At 67.7% G+C, this 23,756-nt stretch carries 18 protein-coding genes; 11 read left to right on the forward strand and 7 right to left on the reverse strand.

Annotated features, from left to right (window positions below; genetic code table 11):
- Positions 1-22: 22 nt before the first annotated feature.
- The 6 genes from ACYVKQ_RS09365 to ACYVKQ_RS09390 all read left to right on the forward strand — a co-directional run bounded on the left by ACYVKQ_RS09365 (position 23) and on the right by ACYVKQ_RS09390 (position 8,525).
- Entirely contained in the window at positions 23-1,387 is a 1,365-nt protein-coding gene (locus ACYVKQ_RS09365) for a sensor histidine kinase (protein WP_460577894.1), read from the forward strand.
- An 80-nt stretch (positions 1,388-1,467) separates the two neighbouring features.
- Positions 1,468-1,743 carry a hypothetical protein gene (locus ACYVKQ_RS09370; RefSeq protein ID WP_460577895.1) on the forward strand — a complete coding sequence of 92 codons (276 nt, stop codon included), beginning with the start codon at positions 1,468-1,470 and terminating at the stop codon, positions 1,741-1,743.
- Between the two features lie 117 nt (positions 1,744-1,860).
- Entirely contained in the window at positions 1,861-3,063 is a 1,203-nt protein-coding gene (locus ACYVKQ_RS09375) for an efflux RND transporter periplasmic adaptor subunit (RefSeq protein ID WP_460577896.1), read from the forward strand.
- A gap of 236 nt (positions 3,064-3,299) precedes the next feature.
- Positions 3,300-6,503: an efflux RND transporter permease subunit gene (locus ACYVKQ_RS09380; RefSeq protein WP_460577897.1), complete on the forward strand. Its 3,204-nt coding sequence runs from the start codon at positions 3,300-3,302 to the stop codon at positions 6,501-6,503.
- A gap of 261 nt (positions 6,504-6,764) precedes the next feature.
- Positions 6,765-8,231: an outer membrane factor lipoprotein domain-containing protein gene (locus tag ACYVKQ_RS09385; protein ID WP_460577898.1), complete on the forward strand. Its 1,467-nt coding sequence runs from the start codon at positions 6,765-6,767 to the stop codon at positions 8,229-8,231.
- 57 nt (positions 8,232-8,288) lie between these two features.
- The gene (locus ACYVKQ_RS09390; protein WP_460577899.1) at positions 8,289-8,525 is read left to right on the forward strand and encodes a hypothetical protein; all 237 of its coding nucleotides are present in this window, start codon (positions 8,289-8,291) and stop codon (positions 8,523-8,525) included.
- A gap of 109 nt (positions 8,526-8,634) precedes the next feature.
- Here the strand turns inward: ACYVKQ_RS09390 and ACYVKQ_RS09395 are convergent, their stop codons facing one another.
- The 3 genes from ACYVKQ_RS09395 to ACYVKQ_RS09405 form a co-directional block, all read right to left on the reverse strand.
- The gene (locus ACYVKQ_RS09395) at positions 8,635-8,961 is read right to left on the reverse strand and encodes a hypothetical protein (RefSeq protein ID WP_460577900.1); all 327 of its coding nucleotides are present in this window, start codon (positions 8,959-8,961) and stop codon (positions 8,635-8,637) included.
- 144 nt (positions 8,962-9,105) lie between these two features.
- Positions 9,106-10,101, reverse strand: a complete 996-nt coding sequence (locus ACYVKQ_RS09400; RefSeq protein ID WP_460577901.1) for a glycoside hydrolase family 43 protein — start codon at positions 10,099-10,101, stop codon at positions 9,106-9,108.
- Between the two features lie 82 nt (positions 10,102-10,183).
- Complete coding sequence (locus ACYVKQ_RS09405; protein ID WP_460577902.1) at positions 10,184-11,029, reverse strand: phytanoyl-CoA dioxygenase family protein; 846 nt, start codon at positions 11,027-11,029, stop codon at positions 10,184-10,186.
- Positions 11,030-11,407: 378 nt separating this feature from the next.
- Between ACYVKQ_RS09405 and ACYVKQ_RS09410 the strand changes: the two genes are divergently transcribed.
- The gene (locus ACYVKQ_RS09410) at positions 11,408-11,770 is read left to right on the forward strand and encodes a nuclear transport factor 2 family protein (RefSeq protein ID WP_460577903.1); all 363 of its coding nucleotides are present in this window, start codon (positions 11,408-11,410) and stop codon (positions 11,768-11,770) included.
- Between the two features lie 71 nt (positions 11,771-11,841).
- On the opposite strand, the gene ACYVKQ_RS09415 is transcribed toward ACYVKQ_RS09410, so the two are convergent.
- Positions 11,842-13,035, reverse strand: coding sequence for a lactonase family protein (locus tag ACYVKQ_RS09415; RefSeq protein WP_460577904.1), 1,194 nt, complete (start codon positions 13,033-13,035; stop codon positions 11,842-11,844).
- A 186-nt stretch (positions 13,036-13,221) separates the two neighbouring features.
- Here ACYVKQ_RS09415 and ACYVKQ_RS09420 point away from each other — a divergent pair, with 186 nt between their 5' ends.
- Positions 13,222-14,004, forward strand: coding sequence for a hypothetical protein (locus tag ACYVKQ_RS09420; protein WP_460577905.1), 783 nt, complete (start codon positions 13,222-13,224; stop codon positions 14,002-14,004).
- Between the two features lie 96 nt (positions 14,005-14,100).
- Here ACYVKQ_RS09420 and ACYVKQ_RS09425 read toward each other — a convergent pair whose 3' ends face one another.
- A complete protein-coding gene (locus ACYVKQ_RS09425; protein ID WP_460577906.1) occupies positions 14,101-17,475 on the reverse strand; it encodes a DEAD/DEAH box helicase in 3,375 nt (1,124 codons plus the stop codon).
- Positions 17,476-17,721: 246 nt separating this feature from the next.
- Between ACYVKQ_RS09425 and ACYVKQ_RS09430 the strand changes: the two genes are divergently transcribed.
- The gene (locus tag ACYVKQ_RS09430; protein WP_460577907.1) at positions 17,722-18,291 is read left to right on the forward strand and encodes a GNAT family N-acetyltransferase; all 570 of its coding nucleotides are present in this window, start codon (positions 17,722-17,724) and stop codon (positions 18,289-18,291) included.
- On the opposite strand, the gene ACYVKQ_RS09435 is transcribed toward ACYVKQ_RS09430, so the two are convergent.
- Positions 18,235-20,700 (reverse strand): TonB-dependent receptor domain-containing protein, encoded by a 2,466-nt coding sequence (locus ACYVKQ_RS09435; protein WP_460577908.1) that lies wholly within the window; start codon positions 20,698-20,700, stop codon positions 18,235-18,237. The two genes, ACYVKQ_RS09430 and ACYVKQ_RS09435, sit on opposite strands and share 57 nt — an antisense overlap.
- Before the next feature lie 372 nt (positions 20,701-21,072).
- On the opposite strand from ACYVKQ_RS09435, the gene ACYVKQ_RS09440 reads away from it, so the two are divergent.
- Both ACYVKQ_RS09440 and ACYVKQ_RS09445 read left to right on the forward strand, forming a co-directional pair.
- Positions 21,073-21,381 carry a hypothetical protein gene (locus ACYVKQ_RS09440; protein WP_460577909.1) on the forward strand — a complete coding sequence of 103 codons (309 nt, stop codon included), beginning with the start codon at positions 21,073-21,075 and terminating at the stop codon, positions 21,379-21,381.
- A 135-nt stretch (positions 21,382-21,516) separates the two neighbouring features.
- Positions 21,517-22,179, forward strand: a complete 663-nt coding sequence (locus ACYVKQ_RS09445; protein ID WP_460577910.1) for a hypothetical protein — start codon at positions 21,517-21,519, stop codon at positions 22,177-22,179.
- 169 nt (positions 22,180-22,348) lie between these two features.
- On the opposite strand, the gene lpdA is transcribed toward ACYVKQ_RS09445, so the two are convergent.
- Complete coding sequence (lpdA, locus tag ACYVKQ_RS09450) at positions 22,349-23,743, reverse strand: dihydrolipoyl dehydrogenase (protein ID WP_460577911.1); 1,395 nt, start codon at positions 23,741-23,743, stop codon at positions 22,349-22,351.
- Positions 23,744-23,756 lie beyond the last annotated feature (13 nt).

A 23,756-nucleotide genomic window follows, 5' to 3' on the forward strand; every position in this document is an offset into this window, starting at 1 on the left:
ATGGCTGCCTAAATTGCCCTAAATGCTCATCCGCAACAAGCTCATCCTGCGCTTTACCCTGCTTGTGCTGGCCATCCAGCTGAGTTTGTCGCTGTTTGTGTACTACTTCCACGCCGCCACGCGCGAGCAGAAGTTCCACAACCGGCTGATGGGCAAAGCCGAGCTGACCGGGCGCATCCTGCTGGAGCGCAACAACCTGCGCAGCGGCATCCTGCGCACCTTCCGCCGCCGCGACCTGCTCACCATGCCCCGCGAGCAGATCAGTATCTACAGCCCGCACGGGCGCCTGATCTACGCCAGCGACGACCACATCGACCAGCGCGGCAACGAGGCGCACCTGCTCGAAATCGGGCCGCAGCGGCCGGTGAGCTTCAGCTACGGGGGGCGCGAGGCGCTGGGCATGGCCTACCGCCACCACGGGCAGGACTACCGCATTTTCGCGGCGGGCTACGACGAGGTGGGCCTGCAGCAGCTCGACAAGCTGCGGCTGATTCTGCTCGTGGGCAACCTCGGGGCGCTGGCCCTGATCGTGGTGGCCGGCTGGTACTTCGCCGACGAGTCCTTGAAACCCATGGCGCGCATCGTTCGGCAGGTGCGGCGCATCACGGCCTCCAACCTGAGCCAGCGCGTGCACGAGGGCAACCAGAAAGACGAGGTGGCGCAGCTGGCCATGACCTTCAACCGCATGCTCAGCGGGCTGGAGCAGGCCTTTGAAGCGCACAAAAGCTTTGTGGCGCACGCCTCGCACGAGCTGCGCACCCCGTTGGCCAACGCCCTGGGCACGCTGGAAACCTCCGTGCTCTACGACCACGACCTCCCGGAAGCCAAGCAGAGCATGCAGTCGGCCATGGAGGAAATCCGCCGCCTGATCGAGCTGACCAACGGCCTGCTGGCCCTGGCCCGCGCCGACGAAACGGCCTTCAAGCGCGGCCCCGTGCGCCTCGACGAGTGCCTGACGCTGGCCCTGGAGCAGTGCACGCGCAAGCACCCGGCCTGCCCGGTGCGGCTGCACTTCGGCGAGGTGCCCGCGGCCTTGGACGAGCCGTTTATGGTGCAGGGCAACGCCCACCTGCTCACCACGGCCCTGCTGAACCTGCTCGACAACGCCTGCAAGTACTCCGAAGCGCCCGTGGCCGTGGAGCTGGGCTACCCCGACGCCCGCACCCTGCAGGTGCAGGTGCGCGACACGGGCATCGGCATCGAGCCGGAAGCCCTGCAGCGCATTTACGAGCCGCTGTTCCGGGCCGGCAACTCGCGCCACAAGGCCGGGCACGGGCTGGGCCTGCCCATCACGCAGAAGGTGGTGCGCCTGCACGGCGGCGAGCTGGTGGTGACGTCGGCAGTCGGGCAGGGCACCTCGGCCACCGTGCGCCTGCCAGCGCTGTAGCTGGCCTTCTAATCTTTTCTAATCCCGTTCTCACCCGGCTCTAATGCCTGTGGGCCTCCTTTGTGGCCGACCGAAGCATTATGCCCATGAACAAAGAGGAGCGCGTGCAGCTGCCGGCCTTTCTGCTGCTGGCCGCCCTGCTGCTGTCGGCGGGGCTGAACTGCTACCTGCTGCTGGCCGCCGACAAAGTGCTGCCCGCCGCCGACCTGCTGGCCGACAGCCGCCTGGCCGAATCGGAGCTGGAACTGCAGCTGGCCCACACGCAGCTGGCGCACTGCCAGGCCGAGCAGCTGCGCAAAGACAGCGTACTGGTGAGCCTGCTCAGCCGCACCCAGACCAGTGCCGTCAAGCTTTAAGCCGGCTTTAATGTTTTCTAATGTGAGCCTAATACCGCTCTAATGCCGCGGCTGGAGCTTTGCAGCCGAAACTGAACCACCGTGCCCGTCCGGCGCCTCGCCATGTCCCTACCACCTTTGTCCAAGCTACTCTCGCACTCGATAACCCTGGCCGCGCTGGGTGGCCTGCTCGCCGGCTGCTCGGCCAAGGGCGAAACCGAATCCTCGGCTGCGGCCGCGGCGGCCGAGCCGCAGCTCACCCTGCCCGTCACGCAGCTCGTGACCAAGGACACCACGCTGTACCGCAAGTACGTGGCCGACATCCAGGCCCTGCGCAACGTGGAGCTGCGCGGCCGCGTGCCGGGCTTCCTGGAGAAGATTCACGTGGACGAAGGCCAGGAGGTGCGCCAGGGCCAGCTGCTGTTCAGCATCAACGACGCGCCCTTCCGCGCCCAGATTACCAAGGCCCAGGCGGCCCTCTCCAGTGCCCAGGCCGACACCCGCGTGGCCGAGCTGGAAGTGCGGCAGGTGCAGCTGCTGGTGGCCAAGAACATCGTGTCGAAAACCGAGCTGGAAGTGGCCCAGGCCAAGCTGAAAGCCGCCCAGTCGCAGGTGGCGCAGGCCCGCTCGGCCCTCACCGACGCCCAGCTGAACCTGAGCTACACCCAGGTGCGCGCGCCCTTCGACGGCATCATCGACCGCATTCCGCTTAAAGTGGGCAGCCTCGTCGACGACGGCACGCTGCTCACCACCGTGTCCGACATCCGGGCCGTGTACGCCTACTTCACTGTGTCGGAGGGCGAGTACCTCGACTACATGAAGCGCCACCCGAAAGGCAGCGCCGCCCCGGCCGACGACGTGCAACTGGTGCTGGCCGACGGGAGCAGCTACCCGCACCCGGGCCGCATCGAGACGGTGGAAAGCGAGTTCGACGCTAACACCGGCTCCATTGCCTTCCGGGCGCGCTTCCAGAACCCGGACAAGCTGCTCAAGCACGGCGCTACCGGCCGCGTGAAGCTGGCCAGCGAGGTCGACGACGCGCTGCTGCTGCCGCAGAAGGCCGTGTTCGAGCTTCAGGATAAAAACTACGTGTTCGTGGTGGATAAACACAACCGCTTGCACCAGACGCACTTCGTGCCCAAAACGCGCCTCTCGCACTTCTACCTCGTCGAATCCGGGCTGCAACCCGGCGACCGGGTGGTGTACGAGGGTGTGCAGGATGCCCGCGACGGGATGCGCATTCAGCCGCGCGTCATCGGCATGGACAGCCTGCTGGCCCCCGCCCCAAGTACCGGCAACGGTGGCGGGGGCAGCGCCGTGGCCGCCGTGCACGCCTACTGACGTGCCCGCCCCGACGCCCACGCGTGCCACCTTTAGCGTGCGGCGTCCGCCTGCCGAAGCCGCGCCACGCCCGATACCGGAACTGTTTTCCCCTTTGGAGAAAGGAATGAGCGGTTGGTTCCGGAACATCGGCGGCGCGGCTTCCGGCAGGCGTTAGGGCCGGTCGGGCCGTTTGTTTTTCCTGCTCATCGTCGCCGGCCCCGCACCTTGGTCGGCCGACAACCCCTACCTATTGCATGCTCGCACTGTTCATCAAACGACCGGTTTTGTCGCTGGTCATTTCGCTGATATTCGTGCTGTTGGGCGGGCTGGCGTTTTTCTCGCTGCCCATCACGCAGTTTCCCGAAATCGTGCCGCCCTCCGTGACGGTGACGGCCAAGTACACCGGCGCCAACGCCGAGGTGTGCGCCAAGGCCGTGGCCACCCCGCTGGAGCGCGCCATCAACGGCGTGCCGGGCATGACCTACATGTCGACGGTGACCAGCAACAACGGCATCACGGCCATTCAGGTGTTTTTCGAGGTGGGCACCGACCCCGATTTGGCGGCCGTGAACGTGCAGAACCGCGTCACGACCATCATCGACGAGCTGCCGGAGGAAGTCATCAAGGCCGGCGTGACCACGGAGAAGGAAGTGAACAGCATGCTGCTGTACCTGAACGTGATGAGCGACGACCCCTCGGCCGACGAGGAGTTCATCTACAACTTCGCCGACATCAACATCCTGCAGGAGCTCAAGCGCATCGAGGGCGTGGGCCGGGCCGAAATCATGGGCTCCCGCGAGTACTCCATGCGCGTGTGGCTGAAGCCCGACCGCCTGCTGGCCTACAACGTGTCGGCCGACGAGGTGGTGGACGCCATCCGGGCCCAGAACGTGGAGGCCGCCCCCGGCCAGACCGGCGAAAGCTCGGGCCGCACCGCCCAGATGCTGCAGTACGTGCTGCGCTACACCGGCAAGCTGTTCCAGCCCGAGCAGTACCGCAGCATCGTGGTGCGCGCCAACTCCGACGGCTCGGTGCTGCGCCTCCAGGACGTGGCCGAGGTGGAGTTTGGCACCCTGAGCTACGGCATGGCCTCCAAAACCGACGGCCGCGCCTCGGCCGCCATCATGCTGAAGCAGCGCCCCGGCTCCAACGCCCGCGAGGTAATTGAGAACGTGAAAACGCGCATGGCCGAGCTGAAGGGCACCTCCTTCCCGCCGGGCATGACCTACAACATCAGCTACGACGTGTCGCGCTTCCTCGACGCCTCCATTCACGAGGTGCTGCGGACGCTGTTCGAGGCCTTCCTGCTGGTGTTCGTGGTGGTGTACCTGTTTCTGCAGGACTGGCGCAGCACGCTCATCCCGGCCCTGGCCGTGCCCGTGGCCCTCATCGGCACGCTGGCCTTCATGCAGCTGTTCGGCTTCTCCATCAACCTGCTCACGCTCTTCGCGCTGGTGCTGGCCATCGGCATCGTGGTCGACAACGCCATCGTGGTGGTGGAGGCCGTGCACGTAAAGATGCACGAGGAGCACCTCTCGCCGCGCAAGGCCACGCTGGCGGCCATGCAGGAAATCGGCGGGGCCATCGTGGCCATCACGCTGGTGATGACGGCGGTGTTCGTGCCCGTGGCCTTCATGAGCGGGCCGGTGGGCGTGTTCTACCGGCAGTTTTCGCTCACGCTGGCCATTTCCATCGTCATTTCGGGCGTCAATGCCCTCACGCTGACGCCGGCCCTGTGCGCCATCATGCTCAAGCCCTCGCACGCCATCGAGGGCGACACGGCTGACGCCCCGGATGGCAAGCGCCCCGGCCTGCTGGCCCGCTTCTTCGCCGGCTTCAACCGCTACTACGACCGGGTGGCCCGCGGCTACGAAAGCCTGCTGCGCCGCCTCGCGCCGCGCCGCGCCGTCACGCTGGGCCTGTTTGCGCTGTTTTGCGCCGCCACCTGGGGCCTGAGCACCATTCTGCCGTCGGGCTTTATCCCGACCGAGGACCAGGGCATGATCTACGTGAACGTGACGGCCCCGGCCGGCGCCACCGTGGAGCGCACCGAAAAGGTACTGGACCAGATTCAGCAGCAGGCCGCCCAGCTCGGGCCGGTGGAATCGGTGACGACGCTGGCCGGCTACAGCCTGCTGAACGAAGTGGCCGGCGCCTCTTACGGCATGGGCATGATCAACCTGAAAGCCTGGGACCAGCGCGAGCAGTCGGTGGACGAGCTGATTGCCGAGCTGCGCAAGCGCACGGCCGGCATCCGCGACGCGCGCATCGAGTTTTTCTCGCCGCCCACCGTGCCGGGCTTCGGCAACAGCAGCGGCTTTGAGCTGCGCGTGCTCGACAAAACCGGCCGCGGCGACCTGCAGCAGACCGCCGATGCGACGAATAAATTCATCACCGCCTTGGCCAAGACGCCCGAAATCGGGGCTGCCTTCACCACCTTCGACCCAAACTTCCCGCAGTACCTGATCCACGTGGACCAGGAAATGGCGGCCAAGCGCGGCGTGACCGTGGACCGCGCCATGAGCACCCTGCAGACGCTGCTGGGCTCGTACTACGCCTCCAACTTCATCCGCTTCGGGCAGATGTACAAGGTGATGGTGCAGGCCGCCCCCAACTACCGCACCGCGCCCGAGGACGTGCTCAAGCTCTACGTGAAGAACGACCGGGGCGAGATGGTGCCGTACTCCACCTTCCTGACGATGGAGCGCGTGTACGGCCCCGAGCAGCTCACGCGCTACAACATGTACACCTCGGCCATGCTCAACGGCGACGCGGCCCCCGGCTTCTCCTCCGGCGAGGCCATTCAGGCCGCCGAGCGCGTGGCCAAGCAGGAGCTGCCGCGCGGCTTCAGCTACGAGTGGTCGGGCATGACGCGCGAGCAGATCCTTTCGGGCAACCAAGCCGTGTACGTGTTCCTGATGGTTATCGTGTTCGTGTACCTGCTGCTGGCCGCCCAGTACGAAAGCTTCCTGCTGCCGCTGCCGGTGCTCCTGTCGCTGCCCACGGGCGTGTTCGGGGCCTTTCTCTCGCTGAAGCTGCTGGGGCTGGAAAACAACATCTACGCCCAGGTGGCGCTGGTGATGCTCATCGGCCTGCTGGGCAAAAACGCCATCCTCATCATCGAGGTGGCCAACCAGCGCCGGCAGCAGGGCGCTTCCGTGCTCGACGCGGCCATTGAGGGCGCGGTATCCCGCCTGCGGCCCATCCTGATGACGTCCTTCGCCTTCATCGCCGGCCTGATTCCGCTCTGCATTGCCTCCGGCGCGGGTGCCCTCGGCAACCGCTCCATTGGCACGGCAGCCGCGGGCGGCATGCTCATCGGCACCCTGTTCGGGGTGGTGCTGATTCCGGGCCTGTACGTGCTCTTTGCCGCGCTGGAAAAGCCGGCCGCGGCCGACGACGAAGAACCCGTGGAAGCCGAACCGGTGGTGCGCCACCTCGAACCCAGCCATGTGTAACCCGCTCCAGAATGCCTGCCGCGCCCAAGCCAACATCCCTGCCGACCGTAATCCGTGGCCACGGTTGGGGAACTCGTCCTTCGGAAGAAGCGGCGGGGGTGTTTGGCCGGGAGCGGCGGGCGTGGGCCTGGCTAACGCCCGCCGGCGGCTCAGCCCGCTTCCGGGTCGTAATTCCATCGTCCGGCCGGCCGCGGACTAAACCGCCGGCAGGCGCCGCCAAACCCGTGCGGGAGTCGCCTGGTCGTTTTTTACCCTTTTGCAATGCCCTTTAAACGCTTCTATATCGTTGCCGCGCTGCTCACCGGTGGCCTGCTCAGCGGCTGCAAAGTCGCCGAGCCCACGCCGCCGCGCATCAGCGCCGCCCTGCCGGCGGCCTTCGGCCCCGTGGCCGGCACCGACTCGGCCAGCATTGCCGACCGGCCCTGGCGGGAGTTCTTCGCCGATGCCCAGCTCGTGGGGCTGATCGACACGGCCCTGCGCAACAACCTCGACCTGCAGATAGCCGTGCAGCGCGTGGAGCAGGCCCGGGCCGGGCTCATTGCCGCCCGCGGGGCGCTGCTGCCCACCGTGAGCGGGGTGGCCGCCGCCGGCGCCGACCGTTGGGGCGACTACACCCTGAACGGGGTCGGCAACTTCGACACCAACCTCTCGCCCAACATCGACGGGGCCCAGCGCATTCCGACGCCCGTCACGCCCGACTTCTTCCTGGGGCTGCGCAGCTCCTGGGAAATCGACGTGTGGGGCAAGCTGCGCCAGCGCCGCCGCGCCGCCGCCGCCCGCGTGCTGGCCTCCGAGCAGGGGCGCCACGTTGTGGTGACGGCCCTGGTGGCCCAGGTGGCCCGCCATTACTACGAGCTGCTGGCCCTCGACAACGAACTGGACGTGCTCAGCCGCAACGCCGCCTACCAGCAGCGCGCCTTGGAAATCATCCGGGTGCAGAAGCAGGCCGGCCGGGCCACCGAGCTGGCCGTGCAGCAGTTTACGGCCCAGCTGCTGCGCACCCAGTCCCTGACGCTGCAGACGCAGCAGCGCCTCGTGGAAAGCGAAAACCAGCTCAACCAGCTACTCGGCCGCTACCCGCAGCCCATTCGGCGCGGGGTGGCCATCCGCCAGCAGCCCCTGCCCGATACCGTGGCCGCCGGCCTGCCCGCCCGCGCCCTGCTGCGCCGCCCCGACGTGCGCCAGGCCGAGCTGGAGCTGGCCGCCGCCCACGCCGACGTGTCGGCCGCCCGGGCCGCGTTTCTGCCCTCGCTCACCATCACGCCCTACGTGGGCCTGAACGCCTACAGCGGCGCGCTGCTGTTTCGGCCCGAGTCCATTGCCTTCGGGGCGCTGGCCGGCCTGGCCGCGCCGGTGTTCAACCGCACGGCCATCCGGGCCGACTACCACCGCGCCGCCGCCGTCGACCGCGAAGCCTTCTTCGGGTACCAGAAAGCCCTGCAGACCGGCTTCCGGGAAGTGCACACCAACCTGCGCGGCCTGGCCTACTTCCGCCGCGCCTACAGCCTGAAGCAGCAGGAGGCTGCCTCGCTCACCCGCGCCGTGGAGGCGGCCAACGACCTGTACGTGGCCGGCCGCGCCAACTACCTGGAGGTCATCACCGCCCAGCGCAGCGTGCTCGACGCCGAGCTGGAAGCTACCCAGCTGCGCCGCGAGCAGTTTCTGCGCCTCATCGACCTGTACCGCGCCCTGGGCGGCGGCTGGCAGCCCGCCGCGCCGGCCCTCTAATGTGTTGCACTCTTACCTAAGCGGAAGCCCCGACCGGCTTCCGCTGCTTTTTTCCGCATGAGTCGAGAAGAACTGGCCCTGGCTGGCTTTTTCCCCGCCGACTGGATTCCCAGCGGCACCCGCTACCGGCACGGCGAGCTGCTGGTGCGCATGAGCGAGCGGGGCAGCCTGCGCCTTTACATTCCCAACAGCGGGGTCGAGGTGGAGTTGTCGTCGGGCAGCTTGTTCGAGCCCGTGGTGCACTACGTCGGGGCGTTGGAAGGCGTGGCCGCCATGCTCGCGCAGCTGCTGTAAGCCGCAGGCGAGGAATGAACGACCCGGGCGGGAAGCGACTCCAACGTGCCGCCAACGCCTTCTGCTGTGCTGATCGAACCGGAGAAGCGGGCTCCGCAGGATCAAGGCATCAAATTTCGAACACGAAGGGCCGAGCTCTGACTGAGGGCAAACTGCAGCCGGCGAAGGGCAGCGCCACGGGCGCATTCAGCTGAAAGGCGTCAACGTCAACATTCTGGACGTGAAAGGGTCGGGCCAGGACACCGGCGGAGCCTTGGCCGTCTTTGAGCAGATCAGCCGCTCCCAGGGCCGGGGGACGCCGCTGCACGTGCATCCCGGCCAGGACGACGACGCGCAGCAGCTCGAAATGCTGCGCCGCGGGATTGAGGCCCAGAAGCGGGTAACGGAAGAAAATAGGCTCCGGGCTCAAAGCTGCCGAGCCTGACATGAAGGCCAATCAGGTATGGGCTGGCGGCTAGCCCGGGGCCGCCAGCGTGTAGGGTGAAAAGGAGGGAGCCCCTGCCCGACCGCGCGCAATAAGCCCGGCCGGGCAGGGGCGCTGTTTTGGCTGAATTGGCGTCAGGCATCCGCCCGCGCTGGCTTACACCGGCGAGCCGAAATCGGGTGTGCCGTCCGCCCGCCAGGAAAAGGACTTGTAGCGTATCTGCCGGGCCCAACCGGCCCCGCTGCGGCGGGCGGCGTGGTACACGATGTAGTCCTGGCCCTCGACCTCGACAAACGACGCGTGGCCGGGGCCGAAAATGGCGTCCGTCTTGGCAAACACGGGCCGCGGCTCCTTGCGCCAGGCCGCCGGATCGAGCGCGTCGCCGCCGAGGTAGGTGAGCTGGCCCAGGCAGTAGTCGTCGGTCCAGCTGCCGCTGGCCGAGTAGATGACGAACGTGCGCCCGGCGCGCTGCAGCACCTGCGGGCCCTCGTTGACGTGCGGGTAGCCCTGCTTTTCCCACGCGTACTCGGGCCGCGAGAGGCACACCCGGTCGGAGGCAATGGTCCACGGGTTGCTCATGCGGGCGATGTAAAGGTTCTGGCTGACGTTGGTAAAGCCTTCCCAGCCCGACCAGAGAAAGTACCACTGCTCGTCGGGCAGGCGCAGCACCGTTCCGTCGATGGCCCACCGGTCGGTGGGAATGTCCAGCTTACCCCGAAACGCGTAGGGGCCTTGCGGATCGGGGCTGCGGGCTTGCAGCGCGTACATGCGCTCCGCGCCGTTTTCGGCGTTGTAGAGCGCGAAGTAGATGTACCAACTGCCGTCCACGAACTGCAGCTCGGGCGCCCAGATTTCCACGAACTCGGGCGTATCACCCCCGGGAGCGGGCCACACCGGCACCAGCTCCGCCGTGGCCATTTCTGCCCATTGCGTAAACCGCGCCACCAGAATCCGCCGCTTGGCGCGGTCGACGGTACAGTAATACAGGTGGCCTGCGTGCGCCACCACCCAGGGGTCTTCGCCGTCGGCCACCAGCACGTGCGTCTGGTCGCCGCTGGGCGGCAGGGCCCGGGCGGCTTTCGTCCGTTCATTAATCTCCGCCACCGTCATCGGCGCGAGTTGCGCCGCCTGGTAGATGTGGTCGTCGGGCATGGAAAAGCTACGGCTGTCCCCAGGGGAGCCTGGGGTGGTTGGAGGGGTGTTGTTTTCCGGACCGCAGGTCCGGAAAGGCGACTTACGCTTCGCCCATCATCAGGCCCTCGATGGTGTGGGCCTGCACGATGGGCTGCAGCTCGTCGACCACCCGGCAGGTGAGGTGGGCCCTCAGCGCGGCGGGCAGCGCGTCGTAGTAGGCGTGGGTGAACTGCAGGTCGTGGCGCTCCGCGTTGGTGGCCGTGGGGGCATCCACGCCGAGCACCAGCGCGGGGCGGGACTGGGTGGAGTGGTTGGCCGTGCCGCGGTGGATGGTCAGGGCCGAGCGGGCGGAGATGTCGCCCATCTGCGGCATTTTGCGCTGGGCCCGTTGCTCGTAGCGTGGGCTGTTGCTTTTGGGCGGAAACATGCCGTGCTCGAAGTCGATGGGCAAATCCCACTGCGTGCCCACCGCAATTTCGAAGGGGCCCATGTCCTCGGTCACGTCCACCGTGGTCAGGTTAAAGGCCAGCGAGTTGAGCCGGCGGCCGGTGAGGGTGTCGTCGGGGGCGGGAAAGTCGCGGTGCCAGGGCTGGTTCATGGCGCCTGGGTTGGGCACGTCGAAACCGATTTCCACGATTTTGTACTCGGGCCCGAGCACGGCCTCGCACACCGTCGTGACCCACGGGTGCGTGGCCAGCTCCACGAAGCCGCGAATACTCTCGGGGTGAATCTCGACGTAATGCCGGTTGGGCCCGCGGCCGAGGGCTCCGCCGGGCCGCTGCAGGGCGGCGGCGTAGAGGCGGGCAATGTCCTCACCGAGCTGCTGCGCCCACTCGCGCGAAAAGGCTCCTTTGAGTCCGATGATGCCGTCGCCGTACAGACCGCCCATGATCTGGGCAATGTCGTAGCGGGCCTGGGTGGGGTTGTTTACCTGCGTTGTGTCCATGCTGCTCTGGCGGTTGGATGGTCAAACGAGCAGCCGGCGCGGCACCGGCCGCGCCGGCCGTGGGGGGTACCTGCTTAACGCAACGGGCCGCGTTTGGGTGGCGGTCGGGCTGCAGAAAGCCGGAGCCATCGGGCTTGCCGGGGCACCACATATGCGTGTGAGCAGTGGCGAAATGGCCTCCGCCGTCCCATACTTTTGTCTGGCTCAGCGCGGTCGAGTGGCAACAGCGGCCGCCCACCGTACTGGGCCAAGTACCTCTCCCGTAACAAGTCCCGGCTCATGTTTCAACGCCTTCGACTCCCCGTTCGACCGCTCGTACAGCCCCAGGTCATATTCGCAGCGCTGATACTGTGCGCCTGCACCACCGCCAAGTCGCCAGTGCCTTCCGCCGCGGCTGCGGCGCGCCCGTCCGTCGACCGGGCGCTGCACGCCACCATCGCGCAGCGCGACAGCGCTCTGTTCGCGGCCTTCAACCGCTACGACCTGGAGCAGCTCAAGACCTATTTCGCCGAGGACCTGGAGTTCTACCACGACAAAGGCGGCCTGACCAACTACGCGCAGACCATGGAAGGCTTCCGGCGCATGTTTGAGCAGGCCCGCGCCAACGGGCTGCAGCGCCAGCTCGTGCCCGGCACCTTGGAGGTGTATCCGCTGAAAGGCTACGGCGCCGTCGAAACCTACCAGCACCGCTTCTGCACCAGGAAAACGGCCAGCAGGATTGCGGCACCTTCAAGAACATGATGGTGTGGCGGCAGCGCGACGGGCAGTGGAAAATCACTCGCGTCGTCAGCTACGACCACTAAGCGGCCGGTTCAGCGCGCGGTGAAGTCGGGCAGCAGGCGCAGGCACACCGGGGCCGGCACGCTGGCCGAGTGGCCGGTGGGCGTGAGCCGGCCCGTGCGCGGGTGCACGTGGTAGGAGTGGATGGAGTCCGAGTTCTGGTTGGCCACCAGCAGCAGCCGGCCGTCGGGGGAGAAGGTGAAGTTGCGCGGCGTCTTGCCCTGGGTGCTCACGTGCTCCACCAGGCGCAGGTGCCCGTTGCGCGCATCCACGGCAAAGACCACCAGGCTGTCGTGGCCGCGGTTCGAGCCGTACACGAACCGGCCGTCGGGCGACACGTGCACGTCGGCGCTGGCGTTGCTGCCGGCATAGCCCGCAGGCAGTGCCGACAGGGTGTGCAGCTCCCGGAAAGTGCCGGCGTCCGCGTCGTAGCCCAAGGCCGTGACGGTGGAGTTCAGCTCGTTGATGAGGTAGGCCCAGCGGCCATTGGGGTGAAAGGCCAGGTGCCGCGGCCCCGCGCCGGGGCGGCCCGCAAACGCCGTGTTGGGGGGCAGCTGCAGCGCGGGCGCCTCAGTGGTCAGCGGGTAGCTCAGCACTTGGTCGGTGCCCAGGTCCACGGCCAGGGCGTAGCGGCCCGCCGGATCGGGCAGAATGCAGTGCGCGTGCGCCCGGTCCTGGTTTTTGTGCGGCCCGCTGCCCAGGTGCTGATCCACCACCGCGGCTGGTGCCAGGTGCCCGTCGGGCCGGCGCGGCAGTGCGCTGACGGTGCCGCCGAAGTAGTTGGCCACCAGCGCGGCGCTGCCGGTGGGCGTGAGGCTGACGTAGCACGGCCCAGCGCCCTCCGAGGCCTGCTCGTTGAGCAACACCAGGCCGCCGGTTTGCTGATCCACGGCGAAGGCGCGCACGGCCCCGGTGCTGCGGCCCTGAAACTCCAGGCTGGCGTTGACGGCGTAGAGGTAGCGGTGGTCGGGCGTCAGCGCCAAGAAGCCCGGCCGCACGCCGCCCCGGAAGCCACCTACCGCGGTCAGCGCGCCGGTGCCGCCGTGCAGGCGGTACAGGAAAAGGTTGTCCTGCTCAGTGGGCCCGTACGTGCCGATGTAGAGCAGGTACTGCGGCGCCGCCGAGCCGCGGCGGCCGGTAGCGCAAGCCACCAGCAGCGGCCCGGCGGCTAGCAGGGCTGCGCGCTGGAGAAAGGCGCGGCGGGTCCAGGTTGGGTTCAGATTCATGCGGCGGTGGCACGGGCCAGGAAAGACGGGCGGGAACGGGTCCCAAGGTAAGCACGTCCGGATTTCCGGCTGGGTCCGGCCAGCCGTTTGTGCCGGGCGGGATGGCGCATCAGGCGGCTTTGCCCAAGTACCGATGCCGGGCACATTTGGTACCTTGAGGAGCACTAGCTTCCCCGCCGGCCCGCCATGAACCGTTTTGCTCGCACCGCCAAGTTTGTTGTTTTGCTGCTCGCCGCCTGGGGCCTGGCCCACGCCGGGCAAGCCAAGTGCTACACCCGCGGCCTGCGGTGCTGGCCCAGCGGCGGCACCCTGCGCCCGCAGCCCATCCTGGTGCTCGACGGCCTGGCGCAAAGCCAGGAAATCATCCACGCATTGGGCGCCACCTACCAAGCCTACCTGCAGGCCGGCAAGGAGCGCGTGGTCCTCGACGTGCAGGATAAATTGGTGGGGCAGTACGGAGTGAGCCAGGCCGTGCTGAAGCCCCGCCGCCCGCTGACCGTCGGGCAGCGGTACGAGCTGATCATCCGCGGCAAAGGCGCTGGGAGCGGCAACCTCCTGGAGCAGGCCAACGGCCCCTACCGCGCCAACGTGGTGTACACCGTGGTGGCCGGCACCGACCAGACGCCGCCAGCATGGAAGGCTGCGCCGCGGGAGCACGCCAAGCACTACGAGGAAATGGGCTGCGGCCCGGAAGTGTACGTGGACTTTACCGCCGCCGTCCTGGATGAGTCGGCCTGCCTGATCAAAGCCACGGTGCGGGACCTGGACAGCGGCCAAGCCAGTGCCTACTACCTGCCGCCCGACGCGGCCGGGCTGGTGTCGGTGGGGCATGGCATGTGTACGGGCGCGTTCCGGCTGGAAAACGGCCGGCGCTACACGGTGGCTTTCACCCTGCTGGACGCGGCCGGCAACACGACGCCGTGGCAGGGCCCAGCCCTTGCATTTACCCGCCCGGAAAAACGGGGGTAGGGCGGAGGTGCTGCCGCGGGGAGCGGCGTAATGCTGCCGGGCCGGCGCCGCACTGAGCTGGGTTTCGAGGGCCGGCTGAGCCGCTCAGCCGGCAGGCTAGCTGAACAGGGTCAGCAATTCCTCCCGGCCGAGCGTTTTGAGCAGGGCCGCATCGGTCTTGATGAGCTCGTGGGCCAGCTCGCGCTTGGTTTCCTGCAGCTTCAGGATTTTCTCCTCAATGGTATCGGGGCAGATCAGGCGCACGGCCACCACTTTCTGCGTCTGGCCGAGGCGGTGGCTGCGGTCGATGGCCTGGTTTTCCACCGCGGGGTTCCACCACGGGTCCACCAGGTACACGTAGTCGGCGGCGGTCAGGTTCAGGCCGGTGCCGCCGGCTTTCAGGCTGACGAGGAACACGCGCACGGCCTCGTCCTGCTGAAACGCGGTGACGGCCGCCTCGCGGTTGCGCGTCTGGCCGGTGAGCTGCTGGTAGGCAATGCCGCGCCGCTGCAGCTCGGCCCGGATGAGGGAGAGCATACCCACGAACTGCGAGAAAACAAGGATTTTGTGCTGCGGGGCGCGGTTGCTGATTTCCTCCAGGAGCACGTCCAGCTTGGCCGAGCCCGCGTCGTAGTCCTGCTCGTCGGGCAGCAGGGCGGGGGCGTTGCAGATCTGGCGCAGGCGCGTGAGGCCCTGCAGAATGTGCAGGTGGTCCTTGCTGGCGGGGCCTTCGTGCTGGCCCAGTAGCTTGGCGCGGTACTCCTGCCGGCAGGTTTCGTACACGCGGCGCTGCGCCTCGCCCATCTCGCAGTACAGCACCATCTCGGTTTTGGCCGGCAGCTCGCGCGCCACCTGGGCCTTGGTGCGGCGCAGCACGAAGGGGCTGATTTTCTGCTGCAGCGCCCGTGCCCGCCCGGCATCCTTGAATTTGTCGATGGGCGCCGCGTAGTGGTCCTGGAAGTGCTGGCGGCTGCCCAGCAGGCCCGGGCAGGCAAAGGAAAGCTGCCCGTAGAGGTCGTAGGTGTTGTTTTCGACGGGCGTGCCGGTCAGCACCAACCGATTGCGGGCCTGCAGCAGCCGGGCTGCCCGGTAGCGTTGCGAATCGGGGTTTTTGATGGCCTGCGCCTCGTCGAGGATGACGTAGTTAAACGCGTAGTTTTTCAGCCAGTGAATGTCCGCCACGAGCGTGTGGTAGGTGGTCAGCACCAGCTCCGCGTCGTCGAGCGGGGCGGTGCCGTGGCGGCGGCTGGTGCCGTGCAGCACGTGCACGCGCAGGGCGGGCGCAAAGCGGGCTGCCTCGGCCTGCCAGTTGAACACCAGCGAAGTGGGCACCACCACCAAGCTGGCCCCGCGGCGGCCCTGCTCGCGCTGGCGCAGCAGCAGGGCCAGCACCTGCACAGTCTTGCCCAAGCCCATATCGTCGGCCAGGCAGCCGCCGAAGCCGAACGTGTCGAGGAAGCTCAGCCAGTTCAGGCCCTGCTGCTGGTACTCGCGCAGGGTGGCGTGCAGCCCGGCGGGCACGGGCACCGGCGCGATGCCCCCGAAATCGGCCGCGGCGGCCTGGTAGCGGGCCAGCTCGGCGCGCGTTTCGGGGCTGAGCGTGGCGGGCTCGTACAGTTCCGCAAGGGCTGCGAAGCTGATTTTGGGCGTGCGCAGCTGCCCTTCCACCACCTCGCCAGCAGCGAAATAGGCCGCGAACTTCTCCACCCATTCCGCGGGCAGAATGCCACGGGTGCCGTCGTCGAGCGTGACGTAGCGCGAGCGGTTGCGCAGGGCCCGCTGCAAGTGGCGCAGCGAGGCCTGCTGGGTCCCAAACTGCACCGTCAGCTGCGTGTCGAACCAGTTCGTTTCGCTGCTTACGCGTACCGTCACGCGGGCCCGGTGCGGGTTCAGGCGGTTGTTTTTCAGCTCGTTGAAGCCCAGGATATTAATGCCCTGGGCGCGCCAGTCCTCAAAGGCCGCCAGAAACCACTCCTCGCGCAGAAAATGCGTTTTGGGCACGTACAGCGCCTCCTGGCTGGCCTGTTCCTGCCAGTCGGGGTAGTGACGGAGCAGGGCGGCCATCAGGCGCGTTTCGGCCGCCGCGTCGCGCTCCAGGGCAAACTGCCGGCCCCGCTCGTCGGTGGCGTACAGCTGCCGCTGCGAGAGAATGGACACTTCCTTGTCGCCGTAGCGCATCACGGGCAGCACTTCCACGTGCGCGCCGGCGTCGCTGAGGTAGAGCAAGGGTTCGGGCGGCCGGTCGAAGCCCAGCTCGGCCTGCTGCGCCGGGGAAGCCGGCCGCCGGTAGCCGTAGCTGATGCGCAGGCGGTCCTCCAGGCCCTCCAGCACGTCGCGTTGAAACTCGCCGAACTTGCGCTGGTGAATCAGCAGCGTGTTGTTGCGCCGCTGAAAAAACTCGATGACGCGCCACACGTCCAGGTCGTCGAGCAGGTACAGCGCCTGGCGGGCCTCCAGAAAGTATTCGTGGCGGATGGCTAGGGCGCGCAGGTCGTAGGGCTCGTCGTGCAGGCGCAGCTCGCCGCGCACGGCGTAGTAATCGCCTTGCTCGCTCACCACCAGGCGCAGGTCGGGGCGAGCGGCGCGCAGCTGCACCGGCCGGACGGACTGCGCCGTGATACTCTCCGACACGGCCGGGTCGTGGGCGTACATGGGCAGCCCGGCGGGGTTGCGCACGATGGCCTGCAGCGCTTCCAGGGCCGCGGGTGTGCGCACCTCGTCGTAGTTGTGCTGAAAGCGGGCCAGCGCCGAGTAAAACTTCACCTCCTCGGGCTGCTGCAGGCGCCAGATGCCGTCGAGCGGGTTGCGCAGCGTCACCGGATTTTTCGGCTTGCCCGCCGCCGTGGTGGCCGCCTCGGCCAGCTGAATGGTGAGGTGTCCGTAGTAGCGGTGGCGGCTCAGCACGATGAAGGCCTGCCCGCCGGAGGCCACGGTCGGCTCGCGCCGCGGGGGCTGCAGCTGCTGCAGCACCTCCTGCTTGGTGGCGGCCGTGATGGGGTAGAGGTCGGGGCGGCGGGGGCGCGCCGCTACCGTGGCCGGCGGCGCGTACGTCAGCTCGAAGTGCGCGTCGAGGTCGGGGGCGTGCTCCAGGCCGTAGTCGCGGGCCACCGCCTGCAGGTACTGCTGCCGGGCGCGCGCGTCGAAAAACAGGCGCAGCTCCTTGCGCGGCAGCAAGCTCAGCAGCACCAGCGCCTGATGCTCGCACAGCGTGGTTTTGGGCGCCGCGCAGGCGCAGGCCAGCAGCAGGCCCGCGGGCAGCTGCTCCACCACCACGGCCGGAAAGGGCCCCGCGCTGCCGGCACCGGCCGCCGCGCCGAAGGTGGCGTGGTTGAGCGCAAGGGTTTCGGGCAGCAGCGCCGCCAGGGTGCGGGCATCGGCTGGCGGCCGCGCCGCGCTGTGCCGCTCCACGTCGAAGGCCGTCAGGCCGGGCAGGCTGAGGCCGGGCAGCAGGTACTGGTGCGGGTGGGGCGGAGGCAGGGGCTGAAGGGGCACGGATGCGGTAGGCCGGAGTGGCGGCCGCAAAGGTACGCTCCGTGCCCCTCAGCTCCGGATACCCGGAAGCAGGGGGCGTTTGCTACCAGGTGACGCGCGCAGCCCCGCCCGCTGCTTTGGGGTGCTATAGCATTCGGCGCGAACGATGGTCAGCTTCGGCCTTGCCCGGTCGCCGGTGCGTTTGGGCCGAAGCCGGCGCGCTGGCTACCTTGGCCGGTGTCGCCCCCGCCCCGAACCCCGCCGCCCATGCACGACCTTCCCCAAACCGCCCGGCTGCGGCTGCGCGAGCTGCTGCCCGCCGATGCGCCCGGCATTCTGGCGCTGGATTCCGACCCGGAAGTGCTGCGCTACGTGCCCCACCAGCCCATGAGCACCCTGGCCGAGGCCGCCGCTGTCGTGGACTACATCCGGGGCCAGTACCGGCGCAACGGCATCGGCCGCTGGGCCGTCGAGCTGCGGGCTACCGGCGAGTTTGTGGGGTGGTGCGGGCTCAAGCTCGTGGACGCTGAAGCCACCAACGGGCGCCTCGGCTACTACGACCTGGGCTACCGCCTGCTGCGCCGGCACTGGGGCCAGGGCTACGCCTCGGAGGCCGCGGCCGCCAGCCTGCGCTACGCCTTCGAGGTGCTGCAGCTGCCCGAGGTCCATGCCACCGTCATGCGCGACAATGGGGCCTCGCGCCGCGTGCTGGAAAAGCTGGGCCTCGCGCACACCGCTGACTTTACTGGCCCCGATGGCGCGCCGTGGCAGTGGTACACCTTACTGCGCCCGGCGTTTCTCGTCCTCGGCGCCGCTGCGTCGGTTGGTGGCCGCTAGCTGGGTGTTACCCAGGCGCCAGTTGAGCGTCAGGGTCACCACGCGCGCGTCGCGGCGCAGGTACAGGTCCTGGCGGTAATTGGTGTACAGCGACACGGCGCGCAGCGGCGTGGTGTAGAAAATATCGGTGGCGGCCAGGCGCAGGGTGGCTTGGTTGTGCCACAGGGTCTTTTGCACGCCCGCGGCCACTTGCCCGTAGGGGCTGAACTCGAAGTAGCCCACGCGCTGCCGCGACTGGTAGCTGCCGTTCAGCTCGGCCGACCAGCCCTTGCCCAGGGTGAAGGTGCTGTTCGAATTCAGGGTGAAGGCCGCCCGGCCCCGGTTCAGGGCGGTGCCGGCCAGGTTGCCTTCAAAGTGGATGTAGTAGAACACTGCGTTGTTGTACACGCTCCACCACTTGCCCACGGTCAGCGGGGCGGTGAGGGTGAGGGCCAGGTAGCGCTGCCGGTCCAGGTTGACGTACGTCGACACCGTTTTGCCGTCGGTTTCGGGGTAGGCCACGTCGGTAATTGGGGCCTGGGTGACGCTGTAGCTGAGGCCGGTGGTGAATTTTTGCTGGAAGCTGTGGGTCAGCTCCACGTTGTAGCTGGTTTCCGGCCGCAGGCCGGGGTTGCCCTGGGCGTAGGTGGTCGGGTCGATGATGCTGCGGAAAGGGTTGATCTGGCGGTAGGAGGGGCGGTTGATGCGCCGGCTCAGCGAGGCCCCCAGCTCGTGCCGGGCGCTGGCGGTGTACTTCAGCGCCGCGCTGGGAAACAGCTGGTAGTAGTCGCGGCGGAAATTCGCGCTGTCCACCACCTGCCGGCCGGTGGCGCCGGTGTATTCCCCGCGCAGGCCCAGCTGCAGGTTCAGCTTGCCCCGGGTGTGGTTCAGGTTGGCGTAGCCGGCCGAAATAACCTCGTCGTAGCGGAAGCGGTTGGTCAGGCCCCGGTTGGTGGTCGTCACGCCCTCCACGGTGTTTTCAAAGAGCACGTCGTTGTCGGAGTTCACCCGGCTGACCTTTGCGCCGGCCTCCAGGCGGGTTTGCGCGTTCAGGGGCTGGGCGTAGTCGGTTTTGAGGGCCTGAATGGTCAGGTTGCTGGTCTGGTCGCCGGTAACGGTCGAGTCGGGGCGGCCCGACAGCTCGAAGACGGTGGTCTGGCGCTGCCGTCGGTGCGCGTAGTAGCGGGCGTAGTCCGCGTCGGCCGTCAGCTCGCCGCGGCCCGCCTCCCCGAAGCGGTACTTGACGTTGACATTGGCCGTGATGTTAGGGTTGTAGCCTTCGCTCGAGCTGTGGGCCGTGTAATAGTCCTGCAGCCGGCCGCGGCCGTCGTAAAAGGCACTCGTGTTGATGCCGGTGCCGTAGGGGTGGGGCTGGGGCACGGCAAAGCCCGTCAGCACGGCCCCCACCGTCGTGTTTTTGGAAAGCGTCACGTCGGCCCCGAAGCGGTAGATCAGGAAATGGTCCCGAAAAACCTGGTAGTTGCGCTGGTCGGCGGTGCTGTCGAGCACCTGCCCTCCGTCGCGCGGTGAGTAGAAGGAGCGGTAAGTGTTGCGCACGCCGAAGTTAGTGCGCCGGGCGTAGGTAGTGGAGGCAAACAGGTTCAGGCCCTCGCGGCGGTGGTTGGCCGACAGGCTCCCGCTGAACTTGCCGAAGCGCCCCTGCCCGTAGCTGAGGCTGCCGTTGCCGTTGGTGCCCTGGCGCTGATCTTTCTTCAGTTGGATATCGATGATGCCCGCGCTGCCCTGCGCGTCGTACTTGGCCGGCGGGTTGGTGATCAGCTCGATGCTCTTGACCTGGTCGGCCGGCAGGGCGCGCAGGTATTCGGCCAGCTCCGCGCCCGTCATGGGCTGGCGCTTGCCGTCGATGAGCACCAGCAGGCCCTGCCGCCCGCGCAGGGCCAGGTTGTCGTTGGCGTCCACCGACACGCCGGGGGAGCGGTTGAGCACGTCCAGCGTGGTGTTGCCGGCCGCCAGCGGCGAGCCCTCCACGTTGACGACGGTGCGGTCGGCCAGGCGCTCGAACTGCGGTTTCTGGCCCACCACCTGCACTTCCTTGAGCTGCGTAGCCGCGCTGGCCGCCAGCGTCAGGGCCGGCAGGTTTACGGCGGCGCCGGCCACCTCGAAGGGCCCCGACCACCGGCGCCCGAAGCCGAGCTGCGAAGCCGACACGAGGTAGCGGCCGTTGGCGGCCTGCTCAAAGCGGAAGCTGCCCTGCGCGTCGCTGAACTCGGTTTTAACCACGGTTGAGTCCTGCGCCCGGTGCAGCGTGACGGTGGCGTAGTCCACGGCCGCGCCGGCGGCCGTGCGTACCGCCCCGCTTACCGCCGCCGGGCTCTGGGCGTGCGCGGGGAGCGGGGCGGTGAGCGTCAGGGCGCCGGCCAGTACGCCGGGGGCAAGCCAATGGAAACGGTGGTAGACGTGGTTTTTCAAAGCGTGGGCGTTTTGAGTAAGAGCAGAAACAGCAGCGTCGTCAGCCCCTCGTGCCTCGCTTCGCAACGGCAACACGCTTCCGCGCCGCCGGCAACGCGGCGTCGAACACGGAAGGCAGGGGCCAGGAAGACCGCCGCGCTGAAAGGGAAAGGGAGCCGCCGCTGGTGGCGCGGCGAAGGGGGATAAGCGAAAATTCAGGACCGGAAACTGCGGCTGCGCCGAATGGTTACGAGCCGCTGCGGAAATTTTTTTGCCGGCCCCCGCTAATCCGGGCTGCCTTGCCGCCACGGGCCCCACAGTCGAAAATCCAACACCCCCAGGCTGCGCATTGCGTACATTCTCTAAGGACTATTGACCCCAGCCGCACCCATCATGGAACCCCAGCCCACACCCCGACCCACACCCCCGCAGCCCAACCCAGCCGAAACCACGCTGCCCACCAAAGGCTCGTCCGACAGCCAGAGCGCCGACAACGCCAGCGTCACCAACCTGCCCCGCCCGGCCAGTACCCCCGACGCTGGTCAGGCGCCGCCTGCCGCGCCGGCTCCCGACCCTGCGGCGCCCACGCCCGAAAGCGCCGCGGACGATGCCGCCGACCCCTCCGCCGCCGACATCCAGCCCGATACCCACGGCGACACCGACCCCGGCGCCAGCCGCAACAACGACGCGCAGCCGCTGTAGGCGCGCACCTGCAAACCCCAAACTCAGCTTGCCAAACCCGGCGCAATGGGCCAGCTCGGCCGTAACATTCGAGGCGCGGCGGCGGTACCTGAGGCTTACGCTTTGTTTGTTCCGAACCACCCAATGGCAGCACCTATGGCTTATTTCCCGCAATCCGAAGAAGAGTTTCGTGACCAGTTTGGCGGTGGCCGCTACGCCGCCGACAACCGCCGCTTTCCCCCCGATCCGCAGTCCCGCCGGCCCAGCCAGCCCAACGACTTCCGTGACTACCAGGACCGCCCCGACCTACGCCGCCAGGATTTTCGCGCCGCCGACCGTAGCGGCCATGAGCGCGACCAGAACTACGGCCGCGGCGAGCAAAACCGCCCGGCTTCTGACCTGAACCACCGCCGCCGCGCGGGCGCGGCCGGGTACGGGTACGGCGACGTGGCCCGCGAGTACGGGCAGGGCCGCGCCGGCTTCAGCGGCGACCATGACCGCGGCTACGACCAGAACGGCCTGCGCGGCGGCCTTGGCAACAGCGGCGGCCGCGACGATTTCGCCGACCGCCGCTTCGACCAGGACCGCAACCCCTTCCGCGGCGGTTACGGCGGCGGCGACTACGACCACGGCCGCCGCGACGAGCCGCTGCTCGGCCGCATCGGCATGAACAGCCGCAACCCCGCTGAGCCGCGGGGCGAAGCCGGCCGTCGTTACTCCGATCAGTGGAACGATGACCAGCGCCCCGACGACCGGCGCAGCTACGGCCGCGGCTGGCACGATATGGACGACCACCACGACCGGGGCCGGCGGCGGTAAGCGGCCTGCGTTGCCGTAAATCTGGTGCGTAAGCAGGCCGGGAGCCGCAGTTGCCGGGCTGCTCGTTTTCAAGGCCTTATGGTCACCATGAAACGAAAATTCCCAAAAACGAAACGCCCCGCCGGAACCAAGTTCCAGCGGGGCGTTTCGCGTACAATCAGCCCGAGGCTTACAGGTGAATCACCTCGCCGTAAGCAGCGGCGGCGGCTTCCATCACCGCCTCCGACATGGTGGGGTGGGGGTGAATGGCCTTGATGATTTCGTGGCCGGTGGTTTCGAGTTTGCGCGCCACCACGGCTTCGGCAATCATGTCGGTGACGCCGGCGCCAATCATGTGGGCGCCCAGCCACTCGCCGTACTTCTTGTCGAAGATGACTTTCACGAAGCCGTCCTTGGCGCCCGAGGCCGAAGCCTTACCGGAAGCCGAGAAGGGGAATTTGCCCACCAGGATGTCGTAGCCCTGCTTTTTAGCTTCTTCTTCGGTGAGGCCCACCGAGGCGATTTCCGGGTAGCAGTAGGTGCAGCCGGGGATGTTGCCGTAGTTGATGGGCTCGGGGTGGTGGCCGGCAATGGCCTCCACGCAGGTGATGCCCTCGGCCGAGGCCACGTGCGCCAGCGCCGGGCCGGGCACGATGTCGCCGATGGCGTAGATGCCGGGCACGTTGGTGCGGTAGTACTCGTCCACCTTGATGCGGCCCTTCTCCACCGTGATGCCCAGCTCCTCGAGGCCGAGGTTTTCCAGGTTCGGCTGAATACCCACCGCGCTCAGCACCACGTCGGCCTCGATTTGCTGGTCGCCCTTGGCGGTTTTGATGCTCACCTTGCAGCCCGCGCCGGCGGTGTCCACCTTGGTCACCTCGGCGTTGGTCAGGATGTCGATGCCCGACTTCTTGAACGAACGCTCCAGCTGCTTCGACACTTCCTCGTCCTCCACCGGCACGATGCGCGGCAGGTACTCCACGATGGTCACTTTGGTGCCCATGGTGGCGTAGAAATAGGCAAACTCAACGCCGATGGCGCCGGAGCCCACCACCACCATGCTCTTGGGCTGCTGGGGCAGCACCATGGCGTCGCGGTAGCCGATGATTTTCTGGCCGTCGATGGGCAGGTTGGGCAGCTGCCGGGCGCGGGCGCCGGTAGCCAGGATGATGTGCTTGGCCTGGATGGTCTCGCTGCCGCCGTCGGCCTTGGTCACGGCCACTTCGCCGGGCTTGCTCACCTTGGCCGTGCCCGAAATCACCTCCACCTTGTTCTTTTTGAGCAGGAACGTAACGCCCTTGCTCATGCCGTCGGCCACGCCGCGGCTGCGTTTCACCACGGCCGCGAAGTCGTAGCCCACGTTGTCGGCCGAGAGGCCATAGTCCTGCGGGTGCTTCAGGTAATCGAATACCTGGGCCGACTTCAGGAGCGCCTTGGTGGGGATGCAGCCCCAGTTGAGGCAGATGCCGCCGAGCGATTCGCGCTCCACCACGCCTACTTTCAAGCCGAGCTGGGAAGCACGAATGGCTGCTACGTAGCCGCCGGGGCCCGAGCCAATCACGACTACGTCGAATTGCAATGCCATAAAAACTGTCTGA

It is taken from the genome of Hymenobacter coalescens (assembly GCF_054783195.1).

Bases quoted from the DNA above. Each gene is read 5' to 3' on its own strand.
- ACYVKQ_RS09415 (WP_460577904.1), bottom strand. From the start codon at position 13,035: ATGAATCTGAACCCAACCTGGACCCGCCGCGCCTTTCTCCAGCGCGCA.
- ACYVKQ_RS09380 (WP_460577897.1), top strand. From the start codon at position 3,300: ATGCTCGCACTGTTCATCAAACGACCGGTTTTGTCGCTGGTCATTTCG.
- ACYVKQ_RS09365 (WP_460577894.1), top strand. From the start codon at position 23: ATGCTCATCCGCAACAAGCTCATCCTGCGCTTTACCCTGCTTGTGCTG.
- ACYVKQ_RS09400 (WP_460577901.1), bottom strand. From the start codon at position 10,101: ATGCCCGACGACCACATCTACCAGGCGGCGCAACTCGCGCCGATGACG.
- ACYVKQ_RS09420 (WP_460577905.1), top strand. From the start codon at position 13,222: ATGAACCGTTTTGCTCGCACCGCCAAGTTTGTTGTTTTGCTGCTCGCC.
- ACYVKQ_RS09390 (WP_460577899.1), top strand. From the start codon at position 8,289: ATGAGTCGAGAAGAACTGGCCCTGGCTGGCTTTTTCCCCGCCGACTGG.
- ACYVKQ_RS09430 (WP_460577907.1), top strand. From the start codon at position 17,722: ATGCACGACCTTCCCCAAACCGCCCGGCTGCGGCTGCGCGAGCTGCTG.
- ACYVKQ_RS09445 (WP_460577910.1), top strand. From the start codon at position 21,517: ATGGCTTATTTCCCGCAATCCGAAGAAGAGTTTCGTGACCAGTTTGGC.
- ACYVKQ_RS09440 (WP_460577909.1), top strand. From the start codon at position 21,073: ATGGAACCCCAGCCCACACCCCGACCCACACCCCCGCAGCCCAACCCA.
- lpdA (WP_460577911.1), bottom strand. From the start codon at position 23,743: ATGGCATTGCAATTCGACGTAGTCGTGATTGGCTCGGGCCCCGGCGGC.
- ACYVKQ_RS09405 (WP_460577902.1), bottom strand. From the start codon at position 11,029: ATGGACACAACGCAGGTAAACAACCCCACCCAGGCCCGCTACGACATT.
- ACYVKQ_RS09370 (WP_460577895.1), top strand. From the start codon at position 1,468: ATGCCCATGAACAAAGAGGAGCGCGTGCAGCTGCCGGCCTTTCTGCTG.
- ACYVKQ_RS09385 (WP_460577898.1), top strand. From the start codon at position 6,765: ATGCCCTTTAAACGCTTCTATATCGTTGCCGCGCTGCTCACCGGTGGC.